Below are 23,627 nucleotides of genomic sequence, written 5' to 3'. Positions count from 1 at the left end.
GGCCTCATTGCGGGCAAGCCCGCTTCCGCAGGTTTCAGTGGTGTTCACAAAAATATGTACCCGACATCAAACCCTGTGGGAGCTGGCTTGCCAGCGATGGGGCCTGGACAGGCCACTCAAATCCCACAGAGCTGACGCAATAGCCCGGTATCCAGATGCTTTTCCACCAGATCCGCCAGCCGTTCGATATCGCGCTCGCGCAGTCCGTGGTAATCCACTTCCTGCACATCGCTCAAACCGGCCCAACGCAACAGCGCCGCACAGGCTTGGGGCGATTCGAACAGACCGTGCAAATAGGTGCCGAACACCTGCCCGTCCAGACTCTGCGCACCGTCGCAACGACCGTCATCCAGATGCACCGCCGCGTTTTCCAGCGCCGGCCCCACCGTCACGCCTGCATGGATTTCATAGCCGCTGACCTCGGCGTCTTCCAGCGCCAGCCGCCCACGCACGTTGCGTAATTGTTTTTCGGCTTCCAGCGTCGTGTCGAACGCCAGCAAGCCCAACCCGGCACTGGAACCTGCGGCCCCTTCCAGCCCCAGCGGATCGTGCACCTGCTCGCCCAGCATTTGCAGACCGCCGCAAATCCCCAGCACTTTGCCGCCGTAGCGCAAATGCCGGTTGATGGCTGCTTCCCAGCCATTGGCGCGCAGATACGCGAGATCGCTGCGCACACTTTTCGACCCCGGCAGGATGATCAGATCGGCGGCAGGAATCGCCTGCCCCGGGCCGATGAATTGCAGGTCCACTTGCGGGTGCAAACGCAGCGGATCGAAATCGGTGTGGTTGCTGATGCGCGGCAACACCGGCACCACCACTTTCAGCACTTGCTCGGCCTTGTCGGTCTGGCGCTGATCGATGCCGTCCTCGGCCTCCAGATGCAGATCCATCACATAGGGCAAGACGCCAACCACCGGTTTGCCGGTGCGTTGTTCCAGCCAGTCGAGGCCTGGTTGCAGCAAGGCGATATCGCCGCGAAAACGGTTGATGATGAAGCCTTTGACTCGCGCCTGCTCGCTCGGCGAGAGCAACTCCAGCGTGCCGACCAGATGCGCAAACACCCCGCCGCGATTAATGTCGGCTATCAGCAATACCGGGCAATCCACTGCTTCGGCAAAACCCATGTTGGCAATGTCACCGGCACGCAGATTGATCTCCGCCGGCGAGCCTGCACCTTCGACCATCACCAGCGGATACGCTGCAGTGAGGCGTTGGTGCGAAGCGAGCACCGCCTGCATGGCGATGGCTTTGTAGTCGTGATACGCCACGGCGTTCATGCTGGTGACGGCGCGGCCGTGGATGATCACTTGCGCGCCGGTATCGCTGTTGGGTTTGAGCAGCACCGGGTTCATGTCGGTGTGCGGCTCAAGAAACGCCGCCTGCGCCTGCACCGCTTGCGCACGGCCGATCTCGCCGCCGTCGGCGGTCACCGCGCTGTTGAGCGCCATGTTCTGCGGTTTGAACGGCACGACCGCCACGCCCTGACGGGTCGCCCAGCGGCACAGCGCTGTCACCAGCGTGCTTTTGCCGGCGTCGGAAGTGGTGCCCTGCACCATCAGGGTGGTCATTTCGATTCCTTGGTATAGGCTTGCAGCGCTTTTTCGAGCCGCGCCTCTTCAGCCGCGTCGGCGGGCAGGCCGAAACGCAGACTGCTGTTGTGGGTGAAGAGACGCAGGAGAATGCCGCGGCGGGCCATGAATTCATGCAACGTCGCCGCATGCTCGGTGCTCAGCCACTGGAACAGCGCGCAACCACCCTGCGGCTTGAAACCATAACGCTCAAGCAACGAGGCCAGGCGCTCGCTGGCTTCGTCGCTGCGAATGCGTTGACGTGTATGACCTTCAGTGTCTTGCAGACAGGCCTGCCCAAGCACCCGCGTCGGTCCGCTGACGGCCCACGGCCCGACCTGTTCGGCGAGCAATCGGAGCAACCGGCGTTCGGCCAGGACAAAGCCGAGGCGAACGCCGGCCAGACCAAAAAACTTGCCGAACGAACGCAAGACAATCAGACCGACCAAATGAGTGTGCGCGGCCAGACTCAGCTGCGGCGTGTTGTCCATGAACGCCTCATCGACCACCAGCCAGCCGCCACGCTGGGCGAGCCGCGCGTGCCAGTCGAGCAGACGCGCCGGGGTCAGGCTCAGGCCGGTCGGATTGTTCGGATTGACCACCACCAGCACATCGAGGCTGTCGAGAAAAAACTCGACTTCCTGTTCCAGCACTTCGCGCACGATATAGCCGCTGCGCCGCCACGCTTCGGCGTGTTCGGCATAACACGGCGACAACACACCGACCTTGCCGGCGCGGCGCAAACGCGGCAACAACTGGATGGCCATCTGCGAACCGGCCACCGGCAATACCTGCGGTGCGCCATAGTAGTCGCACGCGGCCTGCTCCAGACCGTCATCGGTTTCCGGCAGGCGCGCCCAGGCGCGCAGCGGAATCGCCGGGACCGGAAACGGCCACGGCGCCAGACCGCTGGACAGATCAAGCCAGTCGGCCTCGGCGATACCGTAATCGAGTGCAGCCTTGCGCAGCCGGCCACCGTGCTCAAGCATAGAATTCAGCCCCCACGCAGAGAATCAGCAGCCATAACCATACCCCGCGCTGGACCAATTGCCAGCCGCGATCAATGGAATCGGCATCGGCCGGCACACCCTCACCGAGTTGTGGACGCTCGTGCAGTTCGCCGTGGTAGATCGCCGGGCCGCCCAGCTCCACGCCCAGAGCACCAGCGCCGGCCGCCATGACCGGGCCAGCGTTGGGGCTGTCCCACTTGGGCGCCTGGCTACGCCAGCACTTCCAGGCCAGTCGGGTATTGCCGAGCAACGCGTAGGTCAACGCCACCAGACGCGCAGGAATGTAGTTGAGGACGTCGTCGATTTTCGCCGCTGCCCAACCGAAGCGCTCGAAGCGTTCGTTGCGATAGCCCCACATCGCGTCGAGCGTATTGCTCAAACGATAGAGCACCACGCCCGGCGCACCGGCAACGATAAACCAGAACAGCGCGGCGAACACCGCGTCGCTGCCGTTTTCCAGCACCGATTCGGTGGCGGCGCGAGCGACGGCGGTGCTGTCCAGTTCACAGGTCTGGCGGCTGACCAGATAGCCGACGCGCTTGCGCGCCTCTTCCAGATCATCGCTGCGCAGGGCTTTGGCTACGGGCTCGACGTGTTCGCCAAGACTGCGCATGCCGAGGGCGCAATACAGCGCGAGAATCTCGACGATCCAGCCCACGTACGGCGCCCAGGAAAACGCGGTGGCGAGCAGCGTCAGCGGCAGCACGGCGATCACCCACGCGGTGACCCCATGGCTGCGCCAGCCGCGCCCGCCCGCATTGAAACGTTGCTCGATGCGCCCGGCGAAATTGCCGAACGCCACCAGCGGATGCCAGCGTTTCGGTTCACCCAGCAGCGCATCCAGCGCCACGGCGGCGACACTCAACAACGCCACACTCATTGACTCACTCCCCAAAAATTTTCAAACAGCAACTCATTCAGCGGACGCGCCTGCGCCCACCCTTCGAGGACCAGCATTGGTGCCGGATAAAATGCCTTGACCGGCCCCAGACACAACACCGCCAGCGGCTTGGCCCCGGCCGGCAGTTGCAGCAGATCGGCCAGCGCCTGCGGTTCGAACAGCGACACCCAGCCCATGCCCAGGCCTTCGGCGCGAGCGGCCAGCCACAGGTTCTGGATCGCACAGGACAACGAGGCCATGTCCATTTCCGGCAACGTGCGGCGACCGAAAATATGTTTTTCGCGATCATCCATCAGCGCCGCGACCAACACCTCGGCGCAGTCGTTGATGCCTTCGACCTTGAGCTTCATGAACTCATCGCTGCGCTCGCCAAGGGCTTCGGCAGTGCGGATGCGTTCTTCTTCCACGAGGTTCTGGATCTGCCCGCGCAAGGTGCGATCACTGATGCGGATGAAGCGCCACGGCTGCATCAGACCGACGCTCGGCGCCTGATGCGCGGCTTCGAGCAGACGGCGCAACAGCTCCGGTTCGACCGTGCCGCCGGCAAAGTGACGCATGTCGCGGCGTTCGGCGATGGCTCGATAGACGGCTTGGCGCTCGGCCTCGGTAAATGCGTTGTCGGTCATGGCCTCTTCGCGAGCAAGCTCGCTCCCACATTGGACGGGGTGCTTGCTCAAGAAACGCGATCCCCTGTGGGAGCGAGCTTGCTCGCGAAGGCGGCGTCACGATCTGGCGCAAACAATGCGGCAATCGCAGCAGGATTCGACGGAAAATAAAAGTGCACATACGAAGCCGTCATCCGCCCCTCGCGATAAACCGCCTCGGCCCCGCGTCCGCCATTCGGGCTCAAGCCACGGGCAATCGGTGTCAGCTCAGTGGTGGTCAGCGAATGATGATAGGTGTGGCCGCGCAACGAACCTTCCGGCAGGTCCACCGCTTGCAGCGCCAGTGCCGCCAGACGTTTTTGCATCACCGCATCACCGCGCAGCAGCCCGAGCAGTTCGGCACGGCGGCCTTCGACATCGGTCAACGAATCAAGCAGATAGAGCATGCCGCCACATTCGGCGAGCAACGGCTTGCCGGCCGCATGGTGCGCGCGTATCGCGTCGAGCATTGCGGTGTTTTGCGACAGCGCCGCGTGGTGCAGTTCCGGGTAACCGCCAGGCAGATACAGGCTGTCGGCCTCGGGCAATTGCGTGTCGCGGATCGGCGAGAAGAACCTCAACTCGGCGCCCATCGCCCGCAACAGGTCGAGGCTGGCGCCGTAGATAAAGGCAAAGGCTTCGTCGCGGGCGACGGCAATGCGCACGCCTTCGAGCAATGGTTCGGCAGTGATGACTTCAGGCGCGGCAAATTCCACGGCCGGTGGCAGCGCTACCTCGCAACTGCTGGCCAATGCTTCGGCGGCCGCGTCGAGACGCAGATCCAGGTCATTGAGCTCACTGGCCTGCACCAGACCGAGGTGCCGGCTCGGCAACTCGATTCCGGTTTCGCGGGACAATGCACCGTACCAGCGCAGGCCTTCCGTGAGGCTGCCTTCGAGCAATTGCGCGTGACGCAAGGTGCCGACGCGGTTGGCCAGCACGCCGGCGAACGGTAGATCCGGTTGATACTTCGCCAGGCCCAGCGCCAACGCACCGAAAGTCTGCGCCATCGCGGTGCCGTCGATCACGCCAAGTACCGGCACGCCAAAATGCCGCGCCAGATCGGCGCTTGATGGCGTGCCGTCGAACAGGCCCATCACACCTTCGATCAGGATCAGATCGGCCTCGGCGGCCGCTTCCCACAGCAAACGCCGACTGTCCTGCTCGCCGACCATCCACATGTCCAGTTGATACACCGGCGCACCACTGGCGCGCTCGAGAATCATCGGATCGAGAAAGTCCGGGCCGCATTTGAAGACGCGTACCTTGCGCCCCTGATTGCGATGCAAACGCGCCAGCGCAGCGGTGACGGTAGTCTTGCCCTGACCGGAGGCCGGCGCGGCGATCAACACCGCCGGGCAGTGACGTGGCTGATTCAAAGTTCGACGCCTTTCTGCGCTTTGATGCCGGCCTGGAAGGCATGTTTGAGCATGCCCATTTCGGTGACGGTGTCACCCATCTCGATCATTTCCGGCTTGGCTGCGCGACCGGTGACGACCACGTGCTGCATCGGCGGACGCGCCTGCAAGTCGCTGAGTACCCGATCGAGGTCAAGGTAGCCGTGCTTGAGGGCGATGTTCAATTCATCCAGCACCACCAGGCCGATCGACGGATCGCGCAACAGTTCGCGGGACACTTCCCACGCCGCTTCGGCGGCGGCGATATCGCGCTGACGATCCTGGGTTTCCCAGGTGAAGCCCTCGCCCATCACATGAAAGCGCACTTGCTCCGGGAAGCGGCGGAAAAACAGTTCCTCGCCGGTGCTGTTACGGCCCTTGATGAACTGCACCACGCCGCACTGCATGCCGTGGCCCATCGCGCGGGCAAGCATGCCGAACGCCGAACTGCTTTTGCCTTTGCCGTTGCCGGTCAGCACCAGCACCAGACCGCACTCATCGGGCGAGTTGGCGATGCGCTCGTCGATCACGGCTTTTTTGCGCTGCATGCGCGCCAGATGGCGTTCATCACGCTCGGGGGAATCAGTCATGGGGGAGCTCTCCGTTGAGGCTGAATAACGGCGGGCAGGCACAAGAATAGACGGCAAAAAGCCTGGCATCGCCCACCGTGATGCCGCTGGATGGATCAGGCCGGTCTCCGGGCTCATGAGCGGCGATGCGCCTGGCTGCGCGCCTTCCCGCTTCTGTCGAGGCAGTGGCTCAAGGCGCAGCTTTTACTCATTTACCGTTGCGGGGGCAGCGCCGGGATTGTGGTGGCTCTTCGCGCGAAGACAACCCTCACCGGCTTCCCTGTTTCACTCTGTCGACGGGGTGTCACAGAGCACCTGAAACAAGCCGCGAAGGTTAGAGGGTTGGGGGTGGAGCGTCAATTAAAGAGGGGGACATCGGTCGAATAACTGCCGTCGATCAATTATCTGACGCCAATCTTGTGCCACACTGATACAAGTGATATCAAAGAGCCATGCTTTTCTCGGAAAAGCCCATCACAACAATAAGGATGATGACGATGCAAGGCATGATCATCAGCAACCCGCGCCTGGAATTCCTGCGCCCGGTGCTTGAACGCTGGTTTGACTGTATCGACCGTTACAACGCCGTGCGCGGCGACAGCGACACGCCTTACTGGCATGACGAGAACGCTAATCTCGGATTGCTCTCGGCGGCAGCCTGGATGGCCGAGCTGGTGACCCTCGGCCAGACACCCACCCGCAAACAGAACGAGGATGGCGAGCGCAACGCCCGCGCCGATCTGTTTATCGCCGGGACTGACGACCGCGCCTTCATTCAGGCCACGCAGCGCTGGCCACGGGTCAACAACCTCAACCTGACCCAGGCCCTGCAGGACATTACCAGCGACGCCAAACGCATCAGCTACGCCAGTGATCTGCGGCTTGGCTGCCTGTTCGTCGCCCCGCAAAAGGCCCAGCACAGCGCCAGCCCTGAAGAATTGCAGGACATGGTCGACGATCTGCAAAAGGAACACACCTGCGCGGTCGCCTGGTACTTCCCTTACGCCTACCGAAAACTGCGCAGCGAAGCCGGCAACTATCACCCGGGCATCGCCGTGCTGTTCAAAGAGGCCCGTGGCTAAGCGGTTGAACCATCGGGCGCGTCAGCTCCTCTATGATTAGGAATGCATTCATAGGGAAGATCAGTAATGCGCAAAACCCGACTCGCTTTCGTCATCGCCCTCGCCGGAGGGCTCACCGCCTGCGGTGAATCCTCCAGCCTGCAAGTCTCCGACGGCACCGGCCCGTCACCGAAACTGCCCGAACCGAACAAGACCCTGATCCCGACAGTGAACATCGCTCCGGCAGTCGGCTGGCCCGCCGGCGGCAAACCAACCGCTGCGGCCGGCACCCAAGTGGCCGCGTTTGCCGAAGGCCTCGATCATCCGCGCTGGCTCTACGTACTACCCAACGGTGACGTGCTGGTAGCGGAAACCAACGCGCCGCCGAAACCGGACGACAGCAGCGGCATTCGTGGCTGGGTCATGAAAAAAGTCATGGGCAAGGCCGGTGCCGGCGTGCCGAGCCCGAACCGCATCACCCTGCTGCGCGATGCCGATCACGACGGCGTAGCGGAGACCCGCACAGTATTTTTGCAAAACCTCAACTCGCCGTTCGGCATGACACTGGTGGGCAATGACCTGTATGTCGCCGACACCGATCGCCTGCTGCGCTTTCACTACGAACCCGGCGCGACCGAGATCAAGACGCAGCCGATCAAGGTCACCGATCTTCCGGGCGGCACGCTGAATCACCACTGGACCAAAAACGTCATCGCCAGCAAGGACGGCAGCAAGCTGTACGTCACCGTCGGCTCGAACAGCAACGTCGGCGAAAACGGTCTGGATAAAGAAGAAGGACGCGCAGCGATCTGGGAGGTGGATCGCGCCACTGGCAATCACCGGATCTTCGCCTCGGGCATCCGCAACCCCAACGGCCTGGCCTGGGAACCCACCACGGGCGCACTGTGGACGGCAGTCAACGAGCGTGACGAAATCGGTAGCGACCTGGTGCCGGACTACATCACTTCGGTCAAGGACGGTGGTTTCTATGGCTGGCCATTCAGCTATTACGGGCAGCATGTGGATGAGCGCGTGAAACCGCAAAACCTTGATCTGGTGGCCAAGGCCATCGCCCCGGACTATGCCGTAGGCCCGCACACCGCTTCGCTGGGTCTGACGTTCGCCGAGGGCAATAGCCTGCCGGCGCAGTTCAAGGAAGGCGCGTTCATTGGGCAGCACGGCTCATGGAACCGCAAGCCGCACAGTGGCTATAAAGTGATTTTTGTCCCGTTCAGCGCAGGCAAACCGAACGGAACACCGGTGGATGTGCTGACCGGTTTCCTCGACAAGGATGAGAATGCGCTAGGTCGCCCGGTGGGCGTGGTGATCGACCAGCAAGGGGACTTGCTGGTGGCCGATGATGTGGGCAACAAAGTGTGGCGAGTATCGTCCGCCAAATAACTTTTGCCTGAACCAAAACAACTGCAGGAGTGAGCCTGCTCGCGATGACAGCGTCATCTTCAACATCACTGTTGATTGACCGCTATCGCGAGCAGGCTCACTCCTGCATTGGAGGGTGAGTCATTGAACTAAGGGTTACGCGCCAGGTGCTCAGGTTGCAACACGCGCTTGGCACTCAGATACGCTTTCTGCCAATACGCCTTCGACAGGCTGTCCAGCTTCACCGTACCGCCGGTTGCCGGCGCATGCACGAAGCGCCCTTCCCCGACATAAATCCCCGCATGACTGACCTGCGAACCGCCATTGGTGGCAAAGAAGATCAGGTCACCGGTCTGCAAGCCGTCCCTGCCGACATTCGGCGCCTGCATCACGATCATCTCTCGCGTGGAACGCGGCAAGCTGATACCCGCCGCATCACGGTAGACGAAACCGATCAGACCACTGCAATCAAACCCGGAGTCTGGTGTATTGCCGCCCCAGCGATAAGGCGTGCCAACCAGGCCCAGGGCGCGAAACAGCACGTCTTCAGCAGCGGGCGAGAATGACTGGGAGGGTCCGAACACTACCGGGGCGCGCACCACAGGCGCGGGCGGTGGTGTGCGACTGGCGCAGGCGCTGAGCAGCGCTGCGCAGAAGATCAAAGCAAGGCGGGCCGACATCGTCATAAGCAGAACATCCTGATCTGGCTGCGGCTTTCTCTGCCGGATGGACAGAAAACAAAACCGCCTGCGGAGCACGCAGGCGGTTTGCCATCAATATAGATACAGGATTCTAGCGGCTATACGACAAACTTCAAGTAAGACTTTAACTTCACCTTGTAAAGTCTGGGTCTACTCGGTTGCCGGCGCCGTTTTGGTCGCCACGGACGTGGCGACAACGGGGAATTACTTGCGAGCGGTGACCACGGTCGGTGCCATCGCCAAGGCGCGCTTGGCTTCAATGAAGGTTTTGCTCCAGTAGCTGTCACCCAGGCTGTCGATGCGAACACCGCCGCTGCGACGACTGCTGGAGTGAATGAACTGGTTGTCACCCAGGTAGATCCCGGCGTGACTCACACGACCGCGACGACCGTTGGTGGCGAAGAACAGCAGATCGCCCGGTTCAAGGTTGCTGCGCGAGACCAGCGGGGCATCCACGTTGATCATTTCGCGAGTGGAGCGCGGCAGGTTCATGCCGGCTTCTTCACGGAACAGATAGCCGATGAAACCGCTGCAATCGAAACCGGCTTCAGAGGTGCCGCCGAAACGGTAACGGGTACCGATCAGGGACATGCCGCGTTCGAGAATGCTGTCGGCCAGAACAGGCAGCTCATACGGCTTCTTGTTGAAGTCCGACAGCTCTTTTTCGGTGTCCAGCTCTTCCTGGAAAATAACGGAAGACTGGGCAGTGGCAGAATTTTTAACCTGTTGAGGCTGCTCTTGAACTGGAGAATGAGCAGCGCAACCGAACAACAGGGTGACGAGTGCGAGAGGCACGAGGGGTGCGAAGCGATTTAGCATGGGCACGACCGTGGCTGATAGTTGTAAAGAAGCCGAGACTATGCCCGCTATCGACCTCATTTGCAAATTCAATCGACCTTTTTGTGACTTCTCGGTTTCTCGTTTACATCTAAGCGCTTAAGCCCATTTGAACCGATACGCAGCCTGCCAACCGTGCAGGAAAGCGGATTTTCTGACGCCTGAAATATGGCAAAACCCGCTGCAAGCCGCAGTTTCAGCGGGTTTGGCTACCAGCCCAGGGTTTCTTTGAGGAAAGGAATAGTCAGCTTGCGCTGGGCCTGCAAAGAGGCCTGATCGAGTTGTTCGAGCAGATCGAACAATGCACTCATGCTGCGGGTACCGCGCGTCAAAATAAAATGACCGACTTCATCGGTCAGGTGCAGACCGCGACGGGATGCGCGCAATTGCAGCGCACGCAATTTGTCTTCATCGGAAAGAGGACGCATCTGGAAAATCAACGCCAGGGTCAGGCGCGATTTCAAGTCCGCCAGTTTGACGGGCAACTCACGCGGCGAAGTGGAAGCGGCTATCAGCAGGCGCCGTCCGCTGTCACGCAAGCGGTTGAACAGATGAAACATCGCCTCTTCCCAGTCAGCCTTGCCGGCGATCACCTGCAGATCATCCAGGCAAACCAGCTCGTACTGCTCCAGGTTGTCGAGGATTTCAACGCCGCGATCCATCAACTCAGCCAGTGGCAGGTACACCGCCGGCTCGCCCATCTGCTCGAAACGCAGGCAGGCCGCCTGCAACAGATGCGTACGCCCTACGCCGTGTTTGCCCCACAGGTAGATCAGGCTTTCTGTCCAGCCGGCGTCGGCTTCGCATAGGCGCTCGACATAGCCGAGTGCAGCGGCATTGGCGCCTGGGTAGTAGTTGATGAAGGTGGCGTCGTCACGCAGACGCACACCTAGGGGCAGCTGAATCGGTTTCATGCTGACTGAACAGTTCTCAAGGAACCGTTAGTGGCCTCTGTGTAAAGTTTGCGAAGTTTATACCCGTGAAGCTGAGCGCACAATGCGACAGAGTCCAAGCAAAATCAAAGGTTTGCGTTAACACGCTGGTTTTATGACAGATTCTTTGGCGCCAGGGCCTGCAGGACACGGGCCAACCCGGCGCTTCGCCGGGTTGCCCCTCTCCTCTACAGCTCTGGCTCATCCACGCCACTATAGATGTCGGAATCCTTGTACAAGTCGTGCACATGGCGCACCAGCACCATGATCACCGCCGCGACCGGCAGCGCCAGCAGCACACCGGTGAAGCCGAACAACTCGCCACCAGCGAGGATGGCAAAGATCACCGCAACCGGGTGCAGACCGATGCGATCGCCGACCAGCAGCGGCGTCAGCACCATGCCCTCGAGCGCCTGACCGACCATGAACACCGCGACAATCCCGATCATCGGATACAGGTCGCCACCGAACTGGAACAACCCGGCAATCAGCGCCGCGCCAATCCCGATCACGAACCCCATGTACGGCACGATCGCCGCCAGCCCCGCAATCAAGCCAATCAACAGACCCAGTTCCAGGCCGACGATCATCAACCCCGCGGCATAGATCACGCCCAGCGCCAGCATTACCAGCAATTGCCCGCGCACAAACGCGCCGAGCACCTCATGGCATTCACCGGCCAGCGAGACGATGGTCTCCTCACGATCACGCGGCAACAGGCTGCGGATCTTGGCCATCATCACATCCCAGTCGCGCAACAGGTAAAAGCTCACGACCGGAATCAGCACCAGATTCGCCAGCCAGCCGATCAGCGCCAGGCTGGAAGCCGTGGCCTGACTCAGCACCACACCGACAATGTCAGTGGTCTGCCCCATGTGCTCGCTGATCGCCGCCTTGACCTTGTCGAACTTCCAGAAGCCGTCTGACAGCCCCAGTTTCGACTGCGCCCACGGCAACGCCGTGTGTTGCAGCCAGTCGAGCATCTGCGGCGCCAGTTCATACAAACGCAGCAACTGCTTGGCGAGCATCGGCACCAACACCAGCAACAGGGTTGTGACGATCAGCGTGAACAAGGCAAACACCGCGATTACGCCCCAGGTCCGCGACAGGCCGAGCCGCTCAAGACGATCCACCAGCGGATCGAACAGATAGGCCAGCAGCAAGGCCACCAGAAACGGCGTGAGGATCGGATGCAGCAACCAGACAAACGCGCAAAGCAGGACTACCCCACCGAGCCAGAACCAACGCCGCGAATCGGCCATGTACCCACTCCTGTTGCTTCTATATAAGGAAAGACTTACCAGCGAAACCGCAACGATGGCGCCACAGGTGCCGGAGCCGCAGCGACAACCGGTGCGGCACCGGCAACCGTCGGTTGTGGCGCCGCCGCCGGTGCCGGCGCTTCAGCCGGCAATTCCTGCAACTTCGCCAATGACAATTGCGCACGCAACTGATCGGCACTGCCGTTGACCCGATACACGATGCGATCACCCTCGACACTTTGCAGACGCACACCGAACGGCTCGAGTAACCGCAGCAACGCGGCGTAGTGCTCCAGATTCATCCCCTGCACTTCCAGGGTCTGTTGCCCCGACACCCCAGGCTTGGCAACAAACCGCGGGGCCAGACGCTCGGCCACCGCCAGCATCACCGCGTCGGCCACCGCCGCCTGATCGACGCCCTGCACGCTGCCGGCCTCTTTCTGATCGCCCAGCCACAGATGCCATTTGGCCTGCCACTGCCCGCCCTCTTCACGCGCATGCACCGCCAGCAAGGCGTCAGCGCTGTAACGTTCCGAAGCGCCACGCAGTGGTGCCGGATCGGTGCCTTCCAGCGCGGGCGCGGTAGCCACCAGTTGCTCGCTCAGATCCGCCAGCGGCAAACGCAGCGGCAATCCGCGATGCTGGGCAGCCGTGCGCAACGGTGCGGCTGCGGCCTGACCGTCACCGACCAGGCTTGAGCCTTCAGCCGAATCGTTCAGCCACCAGGTCAGAATCGAGGGACGACTGGCACCCCACAATGACAACCCGGCACGACGCAGCGCCTGCTCGGTGGTGGCCGGATCGAAATCGACTTTCAGCACCTCCGGCGGCCCGGCATCGAAACCGAACTGACTGATGATCTGCTGCGGATCCTTGCGAATGGCCGCCAGCCCCGGATTTTGCACAGCCTTCGGGTCGCCGGTCAGGCGCAGCACCAACGTGTCCAGCGCGGCTTGCGTGGCGCGATCGCGCTCTTCCGGCGCCTGACCGTGGACCGGCTCACGCACCTGATAAAGGCCTTTGAGGTTTTCGGCATGACTCGCCAGGCTGACCAGAGACAAACAACCCACAAACAACAATTTACAAAAACGCATGGAAAATTCCCGTCGACAGGAGCGGCTGGAACAGGCCGCGTGAACCGGTTGAGCAAGGCTGTGACAATCTGCCATCGCAAAACATTCACACGGCGGCGGTAAGTTTTTGCACAGTGATAACGATAGACGGTTAATTGAGCCACCTTATACAGGCACCCGCACGCCTCAATTGCAAAAAATTTCCGCCTATATGGCTCTGCCCGTCGGTGCGAGGATGGCCGCTGCCCCTCAAGCCTGATAAAATCGCGCGCCTTCGCAGACCGGCAACAGCCGGGCACCCCGAACTTCGCGTGAGGCAATCGCCCCTGTCGGATTCGGTGTTCCCGCTGAACTCGGTCGTTACCCCTGAATCCCCTCCCCTAAAGGCCTGGATCATGAGCAAGCAACCCTCCCTGAGCTACAAGGACGCCGGTGTAGACATCGACGCCGGTGAAGCATTGGTCGAACGCATCAAGAGCGTCGCCAAGCGCACTGCGCGCCCGGAAGTCATGGGCGGCCTGGGCGGTTTCGGCGCCCTCTGCGAAATCCCGGCCGGCTACAAGCAGCCTGTACTGGTTTCCGGCACTGACGGTGTCGGCACCAAGCTGCGTCTGGCGCTGAACCTGAACAAGCACGACAGCATCGGCATCGACCTGGTCGCCATGTGCGTCAACGATCTGGTGGTGTGCGGCGCTGAGCCACTGTTCTTCCTCGACTACTACGCCACCGGCAAACTGAATGTCGACACCGCTGCCCAGGTTGTGACCGGCATCGGCGCTGGCTGCGAACTGTCCGGTTGCTCGCTGGTGGGCGGCGAAACCGCTGAAATGCCAGGCATGTACGAAGGCGAAGACTACGACCTGGCCGGCTTCTGCGTCGGCGTCGTGGAAAAATCGGAAATCATCGACGGCTCGAAAGTCGCCACCGGTGACGCCCTGATCGCCCTGCCTTCGTCCGGCCCGCACTCCAACGGCTACTCGCTGATCCGCAAGATCATTGAGGTATCCGGCGCCGACATCGAAAACATCCAGCTCGACGGCAAACCGCTGACCGACCTGCTGATGGCCCCGACCCGCATCTACGTGAAGCCGCTGCTCAAGCTGATCAAAGACACCGGCGCCGTCAAAGCCATGGCCCACATCACCGGTGGCGGCCTGCTGGACAACATCCCGCGCGTTCTGCCAAAAGGCGCTCAGGCCGTGGTCGACGTAGCAAGCTGGACTCGCCCTGCCGTGTTCGACTGGCTGCAAGAGAAAGGCAACGTCGACGAGACCGAGATGCACCGCGTGCTGAACTGCGGCGTTGGCATGGTGATCTGCGTGGCTCAGGAGCACGTTGAAGTCGCCCTGAACACTCTGCGTGACGCCGGCGAACAGCCTTGGGTCATCGGCCAGATCGCCGTGGCCGCCGAAGGCGCCGCTCAGGTTGAGCTGAAGAACCTCAAGGCTCACTGATGTCCAAGACCTGTGATGTTGTGGTGCTGTTGTCCGGCACCGGCAGTAACTTGCAGGCTCTGATCGACAGCACGCGGACCGGCGACAGCCCGGTCCGCATCGCTGCGGTGATTTCCAACCGCGCCGACGCCTACGGCCTGCAACGTGCCAGCGACGCGGGTATCGCCACCCGCTCGCTGGATCACAAGGCTTTCGAAGGTCGCGAGGCCTTCGATGCTGCCCTGATCAAACTGATCGACGAATTCAACCCCAAACTCGTGGTACTGGCCGGTTTCATGCGCATTCTCAGCGCCGATTTCGTGCGCCACTACCAGGGTCGCCTGCTCAACATCCACCCGTCGTTGTTGCCCAAATACAAAGGGTTACACACTCATCAGCGGGCGCTTGAGGCCGGCGACAGCGAACATGGCTGCTCCGTGCATTTCGTCACCGAGGAACTCGATGGTGGACCACTGGTCGTACAGGCAGTAATACCGGTAGAGTTGCACGACACGCCGCACAGTCTGGCGCAGCGAGTTCACGTTCAGGAACACCTGATCTACCCGATGGCCGTACGCTGGTTTGCCGAAGGCCGGCTGGCACTCGGCGAACAAGGTGCTTTACTGGATGGCCAGTTACTCGCGGCCAGCGGCCACTTGATTCGACACTAGGAGATTTTATGCGTCGCGCCCTGCTCTTCGCTTGCGCTCTGCTCGCCCTGCCCTTCGCGCAGGCTGCGGACCTTCAACCGTTCTCCGCCAGCTACACCGCCGACTGGAAGCAGTTGCCCATGAGCGGCACCGCCGAGCGCAGCCTGACCAAGGAAGCCAACGGCACCTGGAAACTCAGCTTCAAGGCCTCGATGATGATCGCCAGCCTGACTGAAGAAAGCACCCTGACGCTGGACAAGGACACGCTGCTGCCACAGTCCTACCACTTCGAACGCGGTGGCCTGGGCAAAGCGAAAAAGGCCGATCTGGACTTCGACTGGACCAACAAGCTCGTCACCGGCACCGACCGTGGTGACGCGGTGAAGATCCCGTTGAACCGTGGCATGGTCGACAAGTCCACCTATCAACTGGCGCTGCAGCACGATGTCGCCGCCGGCAAGAAGACCATGAGCTATCAGGTGGTCGATGACGGCGAAGTCGATACCTATGACTTCCGCGTACTGGGTGCCGAAAAAGTCGAGACCAAGGCCGGCAAGATCGACGCGATAAAGGTCGAGCGCGTGCGCGACCCGACACAAAGCAAGCGCACCACCGTGCTGTGGTTCGCCAAGGACTGGGACTATCTGCTGGTCCGCCTGCAACAGGTTGAAACCGACGGCAAGGAGTACAACATCATGCTCCAGGACGGTACGGTCAACGGCAAGGCTGTCAAAGGCAACTGATCCGCCGCTACAGCAAAAAGCCCCGCGAAATGCGGGGCTTTTTTTCGCCTGCGTTTAACCCGGCTTTTTGTGCCACCTTTGCCCCTCACCCCAGCCCTCTCCCGAGGGAGAGGGCTCTGACCGAGATGTCTGACGCTATGTATCGACCTGAAAGATCGAGTCGATTATGGATTCACCCAGGCAGTTTCAGGTCGACGGATGTACAAAGCATCGCACGGTCGGTCCCCTCTTCCTCCGGGAGAGGGTTAGGGTGAGGGGCTTTTGAAGGCGAAACTCAAACCGAAAATTTCGCCACCATGCTGTTCAAATCCACCGCCAACCGCGACAACTCCTGACTCGCCGCACTCGTCTGATTCGCCCCCGCCGACGTCTGCATCGCCAGATCTCGAATGTTCATCAGGTTGCGATCCACCTCCCGCGCCACCGCTGCCTGCTCCTCCGAAGCACTGGCTATCACCAGATTCCGCTCATTGATCAGGGTAAATGCCGAGGCAATCTCTTCAAGTGCAGTCCCGGCGGCCTTGGCTAACTCGAGCGTCGAACGCGCACGCACATTGCTTTGCTGCATCGAATTGACCGCCGAATCGGTGCCCTGTTGAATGCCACCAATCATCTGTTCAATCTCCTGCGTTGACTGCTGGGTGCGATGGGCCAACGCCCGCACCTCATCGGCCACTACCGCGAATCCGCGTCCGGCATCACCGGCCCGCGCGGCTTCAATCGCGGCGTTCAATGCGAGCAGATTGGTCTGCTCGGCAATCGAACGGATGACGTCCAGCACCTTGCTGATGCCATGAACCTTCTGCGCCAGGTCTTCGACCTGCGACGCATTGTTGGTCACGTCTTCGGCGAGTAACTCAATCGACGAAACGGTCTGCTGCACTTGTTCGCGACCATGCTGGGCAATGCGGTCAGACTCGCGCGACGCCTCGGAAGTCGCCACCGCATTGCTCGCCACCTCTTCCACGGCAGCGGTCATCTGATTCACCGCCGTGGCGGCCTGCTCAATCTCCAGGCTCTGCTGATGCAAGCCGCGCGTCGCGTCTTCCGTGACGCAGCTGAGCTCCTCCGACGCCGACGCCAGTTGACTGGACGACTCGGAGATCTTGCGAATGGTGTCGCGCAGGTTGTGTTGCATGCTTTTCAGCGCATGCAGCAGCCGCGCCGGCTCGTCCTTTCCGGAGATGCTGATGTCGCCGGTCAGATCGCCGCCCGCCACCACTTCGGCAACACCCAGCGACTGCGCCAGCGGCAGCACAATGCTACGGGTCAGCAGCAGCGCCAGTCCGATCGTAATCAGCGCCGTGACACCGATCATGACCCCGACCCACAACCGCGAATTGATAAACACCAGTCGCGCCGCCTCGGTGGCGAGACTGGCATTGTGTTTGTTCAGCTCGACCAGTTCTTTGAGGGTCACCGCCATCTCATCAGCCAAGGGACTCATCTCGCCGTTGAGAATCGCAGCGGCTTCCTCCACGCGATTTTGCGCGGACAACTGCATGACCTGCGCCTGCAACTCCAGGTACTTGTGCTCGGCAACCTTGAAGCGGTCAAACAGCTTGCGCTCCTCGGGCAGCACGATCAGCACGTCATAACGCTGCTGGGCCTCGCTGAGTACCCCCCGCAGATCATCAAGCTTGGCGACATTCTGCGAAAGCGCTTGCGGATCGCGATTGAGCAGCAGCCGCATGGTCAGGGCCCGCAAGCGCAGTATGTCCTGACTCATCTCGCCCACTGCCATGACGCTCGGCAGCCAGTTGTTATCGACTTCATCGGATTGCGCCCGCATGTTCGACATTTGCAGCAAGGCGAAAGCCCCCAAGGCAAACACCATCAAACCCAGCAAGCCAAACCCCAGCCCGGCGCGCGGGGCAATATTGAGACTTCGGATACTCATTACGCTGGTTCCTTCCAAAAGCGCTGCATCAACCCTGCAGCTGGTTGCTTTAGAAGGTATCGGCCCGGCGAAAATTTGCGTAAGACCAAAAGGTGATATCAAAAGGCCTTAATACTTCGAACCTTTGGCATTAACGTTTCAGCGAGGTTTTCCCGGACTTAGCCGCTGTTCGCGGCAATATAGCCAGGAAGTTATCCCGGGCGACTTTACGGGCAACGTCTTCGGGCAAGGCATCAAGAAAGGGCGTGAAACTGTGCATCTCTCGGCCGAGCTTGTTGAATCGGCCGACGACGTCAGAGCCGAGCATGAAGCGCTCCGGGTATTTCTCCACCAAGGCCAGCCATTCCGCACGTGGCCTGCCCTGCTCATCCAGCAGATACGGCGTGAGCATGCTCCACGACAGATCGACGAACAGATTCGGATAAGCCTCAAGCAACCGGCTGACGGTGGGCAGAAGAAATTTCAGTTGCGTCTGGTGCCGATGAATTTCCGCGCTCGTCCCCGCGTGCGCCCAGATAAAGCGCGTATGCGGATGATTGCGCAGCGGCTCTTCGATTTCCTTCAGGTACAGCGGATTTTTCTCACGCTTGGAGGTGATGTTCGAATGCAGCATCACCGGCAGATCGTTTTCCGCCGCCAGGTGATAGATCTTCGTCATCGCCTCATTGTTGGCACGCGGCGTGTCACCGGAGGTCAGCGCCGTGAGATCGTCGTGACGCGTAAACACCTCGCCAATGCCCTGCCACAGCCCCGGATACAGATCGAGCATGCGCTGGATGTGCGCAGCAGAGTTCTTGTCGTTGGGATTGAACCCCGAGAGGAATGGGTGAAAGTACGGGCGCTGCTCCGGGGCGAGTTTTTGCACCGCATCGGCGATGATCACATCGGTGGCGCTGTACCAATAGGCATCAGCGTCATCACCGGCGTAATAGCGCGGGCGCTTGGGTTCGTCTTCATGCCACTTCTTCGCCACCGGAATACCGGAAATCATCACGTGCTCGACGGAGTTGTCCTTCATCGCTGTCAGCAGTTTCGCCATACCCGCGGTCTCCTGGAAAAAATCCACGTAGTGCAGGTGCGCATCGCTGTAGGTGTAATCGCGGGCACTGGCGGCGCCGGCAAATACCAGCAAGCAGGCAAGACTCAAACGAAACAAGGGCACAAGTAATCTCCGGCAGGTAGACATAGCCTAGACCCCGAGCCGGCGACAAGGGTTCATCCTGCAGGAAAGTGGAACGCGCCTCTGTAGGAATGCTCTATAACTGCAAGGTCTTTTTTGATCGAATGACTTTTCCTACTGCCAGTGAGGTTGCCATGACCGTTACCGTCAATACCGTCTCCGCCGAAGGTTTTCGTCACACCGTACAGATCGACGACCACGAATTGTTTGCCGACGTACCGAAGTCTGCCGGTGGCGAAGGCTCGGCGCCCGAGCCACACGATTATTTCGATGCCGCACTCGGTGCCTGCAAAGCCTTGACCCTGAAGATGTACGCGAAGAAGAAAGACATCCCGCTGACCGGCGTCGGTGTCGAGGTCAAACGCGACAACAGCGAAGAGCAGAAAGGCAAATATGTGCTGCACGTGACGCTCACCCTTAAGGGCGTCCTCACCGATGCCCAGCGTGAGGAGCTGCTGCGCGTAGCGGATCGCTGCCCGATCCACAAGCTGATGACCACCAGCGAAGTGACCATCGAAACCCACGCCCCACAGGGCTTCGACAGCCAGTAATCACCCTCTTGCCAGCGGCGGGTTATGCTTCTGGCATCACCCGCTCAGCCTGGAATGCACCATGGACACGCAACCTCTGATCATCCGCCCGCGCGCCGAAGACGTCGAAGGCCAGCCGATTCTGCGCCCGTTGCCGTCAGCCAAATGCCGCAGCGTCGGGCCTTTCGTGTTTTTCGACCACATGCTTGAAACGGTTTATCCGACGGGCAAAGGCATGAACATCCGACAGCATCCGCACATTGGTCTGTCGACCCTCACGTACCTGTTCGAAGGGCAGATCCAGCACAAGGACAGCCTTGGTTCCGACCAGGTGGTCCAGGCCGGTGATGTCAGCTGGATGACCGCCGGCAGTGCGATCGCACACGTCGAGCGCACACCGGAAGCGTTGTGGGAACAAAGCTTCACGATGCACGGCTTGCAGATCTGGTTGGCCTCGCCCAAGGAACACGAACAAGGTCCGGGGCACTACAGCCACTATCCGGCGGCAACTTTGCCGGTCAGCGATAACCTTGGCGTACAGATCCGCATGATTGCCGGGTCAGGCTTTTGCCTGGAATCGCCGGTGCCGGTGCTTTCTCCTACGCTGTACGCCGAAGTGCAGATGCAAACCGCGACCACGCTGCTGATTCCCGCCGAGCATGAGGAGCGGGCGGTGTATGTGTTAAGTGGTGATGCGCAGTTGAACGGTGAAGTGATCGAACCGCATGCGCTGGTGGTGTTGCCGACAGGCGAAGAGATGAGTCTGTTTGCCGACAGCGATGTACATGCGGTGGTGTTCGGTGGCGCGGCGCTGGACGGCCCGCGGCGGATCAACTGGAATTTTGTCGCGAGCGATCCGGCGGCGATTGATGAGGCGCGGCGCAAGTGGGCGGCCGGGGATTGGCCGACGGTGCCGGGAGAAATCGAGCGGATCGAATTGCCGCGTTAAGCCTTGACCCTCACCCCAGCCCTCTCCCAGAGGAAGAGGGCTGGGGTGAGGGTCATACACCGACCTGAAAAGTCTTGGCGATTATGGATTCACCAACACACTTTCAGGTCGGGGTAACTCATCAACATCCCCCATTCAGTCCCCTCTACCTCCGGGAGAAGGTTAGGCGGGCGGCGTTCCGATGAGGGGCTTTTCGCTTTTCAGTCCTTGAACACTTCATCCAGCAAATCATGCATCGACTTGAACGCGCGCTTGGCGGTTTTTGCGTCGTACATCATCTTGCCCGGCACATTGGCGTGCGGATCGGTGAACGAGTGCACCGCACCGCCATAGCTCAGCAACTGCCAATCCACGTTCGCTGCGTTCATCTCGTCTTCAAATGCCGGCAATTGCTCTTTCGGCACCAACGGATCGGCAGCGCCGTGCAGCACCAGCACCGAGCCCTTGATGTTCTTCGCGTCTGCCGGGTTCGGCGAATCCAGCGTACCGTGGAACGACACCGCCGCCTTCACCGGCACGCCCGTGCGCGCCAGATCCAGTGCGCAGCAACCGCCGAAGCAGAAACCGAACACCGCCAGTTTCGAGGTATCGACCGCCGCCTCGCCCTGCTTTTGCAACTGCTCGAACGCCGCCTGCATGCGCTTGCGCAGCAGTGCGCGGTCGTCCTTCAGCGGCATCATCGCGGCGCCTGCCTGATCCGCGTTTTGCGGACGCACGGCCTGACCGTAGACGTCGGCAATCAACACCACGTAGCCCTTGGCCGCAACTGACTTGGCGATTTCTTCCGCGCCAGCGCTGACGCCCATCCAGTTTGGCGCCATCAACAGGCCCGGGCGTGCGCCCTTGTGCTCGGCGTCAAACGCCAGACGACCTTCAAAAGGCTGGCCATCAAGCTGATAGACCACAGAACGTACAGTGACTTGGCTCATTTCTGACTCCTGAATGTTAAACACCAGAATGAAAAAACCCGCCGAAGCGGGTTTTTCTACAACGTGATTAAGCTGACAGCTCAACCAGCAGCTTGTTCAGACGGGTCACGTAAGCGGCCGGGTCTTTCAAGCTTTCGCCAGCCGCCAGAGCGGCCTGATCGAAGAGGATGTGCGACAGGTCGCCAAAACGCCCTTCGTTCTGCTCGCCGTCGAGTTTCTCGATCAGCGGGTGGCTCGGATTGAATTCGAAGATCGGCTTCGAATCCGGCACTTTCTGGCCGCTGGCTTCAAGGATCTGGCGCATTTGCAGGCCCAGGTCCTGTTCGCCGATGGCCAGAATGGCTGGCGAGTCGGTCAGACGGTGGGACACGCGAACCTCGGCAACGGAATCGCCCAGCGCGGTTTTCAGGCGCTCGACCAGACCTTCTTTGGACTTGGCGACTTCTTCTGCGGCCTTCTTGTCCTCTTCCGAGTCCAGGTTGCCCAGATCGAGATCACCACGTGCCACGTCAACGAAGGTCTTGCCGTCGAATTCGCTGAGGTAGCTCATCAGCCACTCGTCGATGCGGTCGGTCAGCAGCAGCACTTCGATGCCTTTCTTGCGGAAGACTTCCAGGTGCGGGCTGTTCTTGACCTGCGCGTAGGTTTCGCCGGTGAGGTAGTAGATCTTGTCCTGACCTTCCTTGGCGCGGGCCAGGTAGTCGGCCAGACCGACGATCTGCTCGCCGTCGTCGCCATTGGTCGATGCGAAACGCAGCAAACCGGCAATTTTTTCCTTGTTGGCGAAATCTTCTGCCGGGCCTTCTTTCATGACCTGACCGAAGTTCTTCCAGAAGCCCTTGTATTGCTCAGGCTCGTTTTTCGCCAATTTTTCCAGCATGTCCAGTACGCGCTTGGTCAGCGCGGTTTTCATCGAGTCGATGATCGGGTCTTTCTGCAGGATTTCCCGCGACACGTTCAGCGACAGGTCGTTGGAATCGACCACGCCTTTGATGAAGCGCAGGTACAGCGGCAGGAACGACTCGGCCTGGTCCATGACGAACACACGCTGCACGTACAGCTTCAGGCCTTTCGGCGCTTCACGCTGGTACAGGTCGAACGGTGCACGGGCCGGCACGTACAGCAGCGAGCTGTATTCGAGCTTGCCTTCGACCTTGTTGTGGCTCCAGGCCAGCGGGTTTTCGAAGTCGTGGGCAATGTGCTTGTAGAACTCCTGGTATTCCTCGTCCTTCACCTCAGTGCGCGGACGGGTCCACAGGGCGCTGGCGCGGTTGACGGTTTCCCATTCAACTTCAGGCTTCTCTTCGCCTTCGGCAGCAGCCACTTCTTTCGGCAGCTCGATCGGCAGCGCGATGTGATCGGAGTACTTCTTGATGATGTTGCGCAGACGCCAGCCATCAGCGAACTCGTCTTCACCGGATTTCAGGTGCAGGACGATGCGGGTACCGCGCTCTGGCTTGTCGACAGTGGCGACTTCGAACTCGCCCTCGCCTTTTGACGACCAGTGCACACCTTCGCTGGCCGGGGTGCCGGCGCGACGGCTGTACACGTCAACTTTGTCGGCAACGATGAAGGCAGAGTAGAAACCGACACCGAACTGGCCGATCAGGTGCGAATCCTTCTTCTGATCGCCCGAGAGATTCTTCATGAAATCGGCGGTGCCCGATTTGGCGATGGTCCCCAGGTGGGTGATCACATCGTCACGGTTCATGCCGATACCGTTGTCTTCGAGCGTGACGGTCTTGGCGTCCTTGTCGAAGCTCACACGGATTTTCAAGTCAGCGCCACCTTCGAGCAACTCAGGCTTGGCCAGGGCTTCGAAGCGCAGCTTGTCGACAGCGTCAGAGGCGTTCGAGATCAATTCGCGAAGGAAGATTTCCTTGTTGGAATACAGCGAATGGATCATGAGGTGCAGCAGCTGCTTTACCTCGGTCTGGAAGCCCAGGGTTTCCTTTTGAGTTTCCACACTCATGGTCAT

Annotated in this window: 22 protein-coding genes and 1 riboswitch; of the genes, 7 read left to right on the top strand and 15 right to left on the bottom strand. The window is 60.6% G+C overall.

Annotated elements, in window-relative coordinates:
* Window positions 1-116: 116 nt before the first annotated feature.
* From HV782_RS09250 to cobO, 6 genes are read right to left on the bottom strand one after another with little or no spacing between them, the layout of a single operon-like run.
* Window positions 117-1,568, bottom strand: a complete 1,452-nt coding sequence (locus HV782_RS09250) for a cobyric acid synthase (protein WP_123465912.1) — start codon at window positions 1,566-1,568, stop codon at window positions 117-119.
* Complete coding sequence (gene cobD / locus HV782_RS09245; protein WP_186748360.1) at window positions 1,565-2,557, bottom strand: threonine-phosphate decarboxylase CobD; 993 nt, start codon at window positions 2,555-2,557, stop codon at window positions 1,565-1,567. Before cobD ends, HV782_RS09250 begins: the two co-directional genes overlap by 4 nt.
* Entirely contained in the window at window positions 2,550-3,458 is a 909-nt protein-coding gene (gene cbiB, locus HV782_RS09240) for an adenosylcobinamide-phosphate synthase CbiB (RefSeq protein ID WP_186748361.1), read from the bottom strand. The genes cobD and cbiB overlap by 8 nt, the downstream gene beginning before the upstream one ends.
* Entirely contained in the window at window positions 3,455-4,105 is a 651-nt protein-coding gene (bluB, locus tag HV782_RS09235; protein WP_186748367.1) for a 5,6-dimethylbenzimidazole synthase, read from the bottom strand. The genes cbiB and bluB overlap by 4 nt, the downstream gene beginning before the upstream one ends.
* A 47-nt stretch (window positions 4,106-4,152) precedes the next feature.
* The gene (locus tag HV782_RS09230) at window positions 4,153-5,502 is read right to left on the bottom strand and encodes a cobyrinic acid a,c-diamide synthase CobB (RefSeq protein WP_186748368.1); all 1,350 of its coding nucleotides are present in this window, start codon (window positions 5,500-5,502) and stop codon (window positions 4,153-4,155) included.
* Window positions 5,499-6,110 (bottom strand): cob(I)yrinic acid a,c-diamide adenosyltransferase, encoded by a 612-nt coding sequence (gene cobO / locus HV782_RS09225; protein ID WP_123465901.1) that lies wholly within the window; start codon window positions 6,108-6,110, stop codon window positions 5,499-5,501. Before cobO ends, HV782_RS09230 begins: the two co-directional genes overlap by 4 nt.
* Before the next feature lie 81 nt (window positions 6,111-6,191).
* A riboswitch (cobalamin riboswitch) is annotated at window positions 6,192-6,423 on the bottom strand.
* Window positions 6,424-6,586: 163 nt separating this feature from the next.
* Between cobO and HV782_RS09220 the strand changes: the two genes are divergently transcribed.
* Window positions 6,587-7,171 (top strand): hypothetical protein, encoded by a 585-nt coding sequence (locus HV782_RS09220; RefSeq protein ID WP_186748369.1) that lies wholly within the window; start codon window positions 6,587-6,589, stop codon window positions 7,169-7,171.
* Between the two features lie 66 nt (window positions 7,172-7,237).
* Window positions 7,238-8,551, top strand: coding sequence for a PQQ-dependent sugar dehydrogenase (locus tag HV782_RS09215; RefSeq protein ID WP_186748371.1), 1,314 nt, complete (start codon window positions 7,238-7,240; stop codon window positions 8,549-8,551).
* Window positions 8,552-8,679: 128 nt separating this feature from the next.
* Here HV782_RS09215 and HV782_RS09210 read toward each other — a convergent pair whose 3' ends face one another.
* The 5 genes from HV782_RS09210 to HV782_RS09190 all read right to left on the bottom strand — a co-directional run bounded on the left by HV782_RS09210 (window position 8,680) and on the right by HV782_RS09190 (window position 13,356).
* Window positions 8,680-9,216 carry a C40 family peptidase gene (locus HV782_RS09210; protein ID WP_186748372.1) on the bottom strand — a complete coding sequence of 179 codons (537 nt, stop codon included), beginning with the start codon at window positions 9,214-9,216 and terminating at the stop codon, window positions 8,680-8,682.
* A 219-nt stretch (window positions 9,217-9,435) separates the two neighbouring features.
* Window positions 9,436-10,050, bottom strand: coding sequence for a C40 family peptidase (locus tag HV782_RS09205; RefSeq protein ID WP_123465894.1), 615 nt, complete (start codon window positions 10,048-10,050; stop codon window positions 9,436-9,438).
* A 227-nt stretch (window positions 10,051-10,277) separates the two neighbouring features.
* Window positions 10,278-10,982, bottom strand: a complete 705-nt coding sequence (gene hda, locus HV782_RS09200; RefSeq protein WP_007919828.1) for a DnaA regulatory inactivator Hda — start codon at window positions 10,980-10,982, stop codon at window positions 10,278-10,280.
* Between the two features lie 206 nt (window positions 10,983-11,188).
* Complete coding sequence (locus HV782_RS09195; RefSeq protein ID WP_123465892.1) at window positions 11,189-12,262, bottom strand: AI-2E family transporter; 1,074 nt, start codon at window positions 12,260-12,262, stop codon at window positions 11,189-11,191.
* Between the two features lie 35 nt (window positions 12,263-12,297).
* On the bottom strand, window positions 12,298-13,356 hold the full coding sequence (locus HV782_RS09190) for a DUF2066 domain-containing protein (protein WP_186748374.1): 1,059 nt from the start codon (window positions 13,354-13,356) through the stop codon (window positions 12,298-12,300).
* 374 nt (window positions 13,357-13,730) lie between these two features.
* Between HV782_RS09190 and purM the strand changes: the two genes are divergently transcribed.
* The 3 genes from purM to HV782_RS09175 are packed head-to-tail and all read left to right on the top strand — an operon-like array spanning window position 13,731 to window position 16,161.
* Entirely contained in the window at window positions 13,731-14,789 is a 1,059-nt protein-coding gene (gene purM / locus HV782_RS09185; protein ID WP_128613558.1) for a phosphoribosylformylglycinamidine cyclo-ligase, read from the top strand.
* Window positions 14,789-15,439, top strand: a complete 651-nt coding sequence (purN, locus tag HV782_RS09180) for a phosphoribosylglycinamide formyltransferase (RefSeq protein WP_123465886.1) — start codon at window positions 14,789-14,791, stop codon at window positions 15,437-15,439. Before purM ends, purN begins: the two co-directional genes overlap by 1 nt.
* An 8-nt stretch (window positions 15,440-15,447) precedes the next feature.
* Window positions 15,448-16,161: a DUF3108 domain-containing protein gene (locus HV782_RS09175; protein ID WP_128613557.1), complete on the top strand. Its 714-nt coding sequence runs from the start codon at window positions 15,448-15,450 to the stop codon at window positions 16,159-16,161.
* Window positions 16,162-16,435: 274 nt separating this feature from the next.
* Here the strand turns inward: HV782_RS09175 and HV782_RS09170 are convergent, their stop codons facing one another.
* Window positions 16,436-18,061: a methyl-accepting chemotaxis protein gene (locus tag HV782_RS09170; protein ID WP_186748375.1), complete on the bottom strand. Its 1,626-nt coding sequence runs from the start codon at window positions 18,059-18,061 to the stop codon at window positions 16,436-16,438.
* Between the two features lie 130 nt (window positions 18,062-18,191).
* Window positions 18,192-19,247, bottom strand: a complete 1,056-nt coding sequence (locus tag HV782_RS09165) for an amidohydrolase family protein (RefSeq protein WP_123465880.1) — start codon at window positions 19,245-19,247, stop codon at window positions 18,192-18,194.
* A gap of 128 nt (window positions 19,248-19,375) precedes the next feature.
* Between HV782_RS09165 and HV782_RS09160 the strand changes: the two genes are divergently transcribed.
* Both HV782_RS09160 and HV782_RS09155 read left to right on the top strand, forming a co-directional pair.
* Window positions 19,376-19,792: an OsmC family protein gene (locus HV782_RS09160; protein WP_123465878.1), complete on the top strand. Its 417-nt coding sequence runs from the start codon at window positions 19,376-19,378 to the stop codon at window positions 19,790-19,792.
* A gap of 61 nt (window positions 19,793-19,853) precedes the next feature.
* Window positions 19,854-20,720, top strand: a complete 867-nt coding sequence (locus HV782_RS09155) for a pirin family protein (RefSeq protein ID WP_186748377.1) — start codon at window positions 19,854-19,856, stop codon at window positions 20,718-20,720.
* Between the two features lie 200 nt (window positions 20,721-20,920).
* Here the strand turns inward: HV782_RS09155 and HV782_RS09150 are convergent, their stop codons facing one another.
* Together HV782_RS09150 and htpG are read right to left on the bottom strand one after the other, a co-directional pair.
* Window positions 20,921-21,649: a dienelactone hydrolase family protein gene (locus HV782_RS09150; RefSeq protein WP_123465873.1), complete on the bottom strand. Its 729-nt coding sequence runs from the start codon at window positions 21,647-21,649 to the stop codon at window positions 20,921-20,923.
* Between the two features lie 67 nt (window positions 21,650-21,716).
* Window positions 21,717-23,621 (bottom strand): molecular chaperone HtpG, encoded by a 1,905-nt coding sequence (htpG, locus tag HV782_RS09145; RefSeq protein ID WP_123466006.1) that lies wholly within the window; start codon window positions 23,619-23,621, stop codon window positions 21,717-21,719.
* Window positions 23,622-23,627 lie beyond the last annotated feature (6 nt).

The organism is Pseudomonas monsensis (genome assembly GCF_014268495.2).
GTDB lineage: Bacteria > Pseudomonadota > Gammaproteobacteria > Pseudomonadales > Pseudomonadaceae > Aquipseudomonas > Aquipseudomonas monsensis.
The sequence above is the reverse complement of the archived record's forward strand: the minus strand, read 5'-3'. Positions and strand labels throughout refer to the sequence as shown.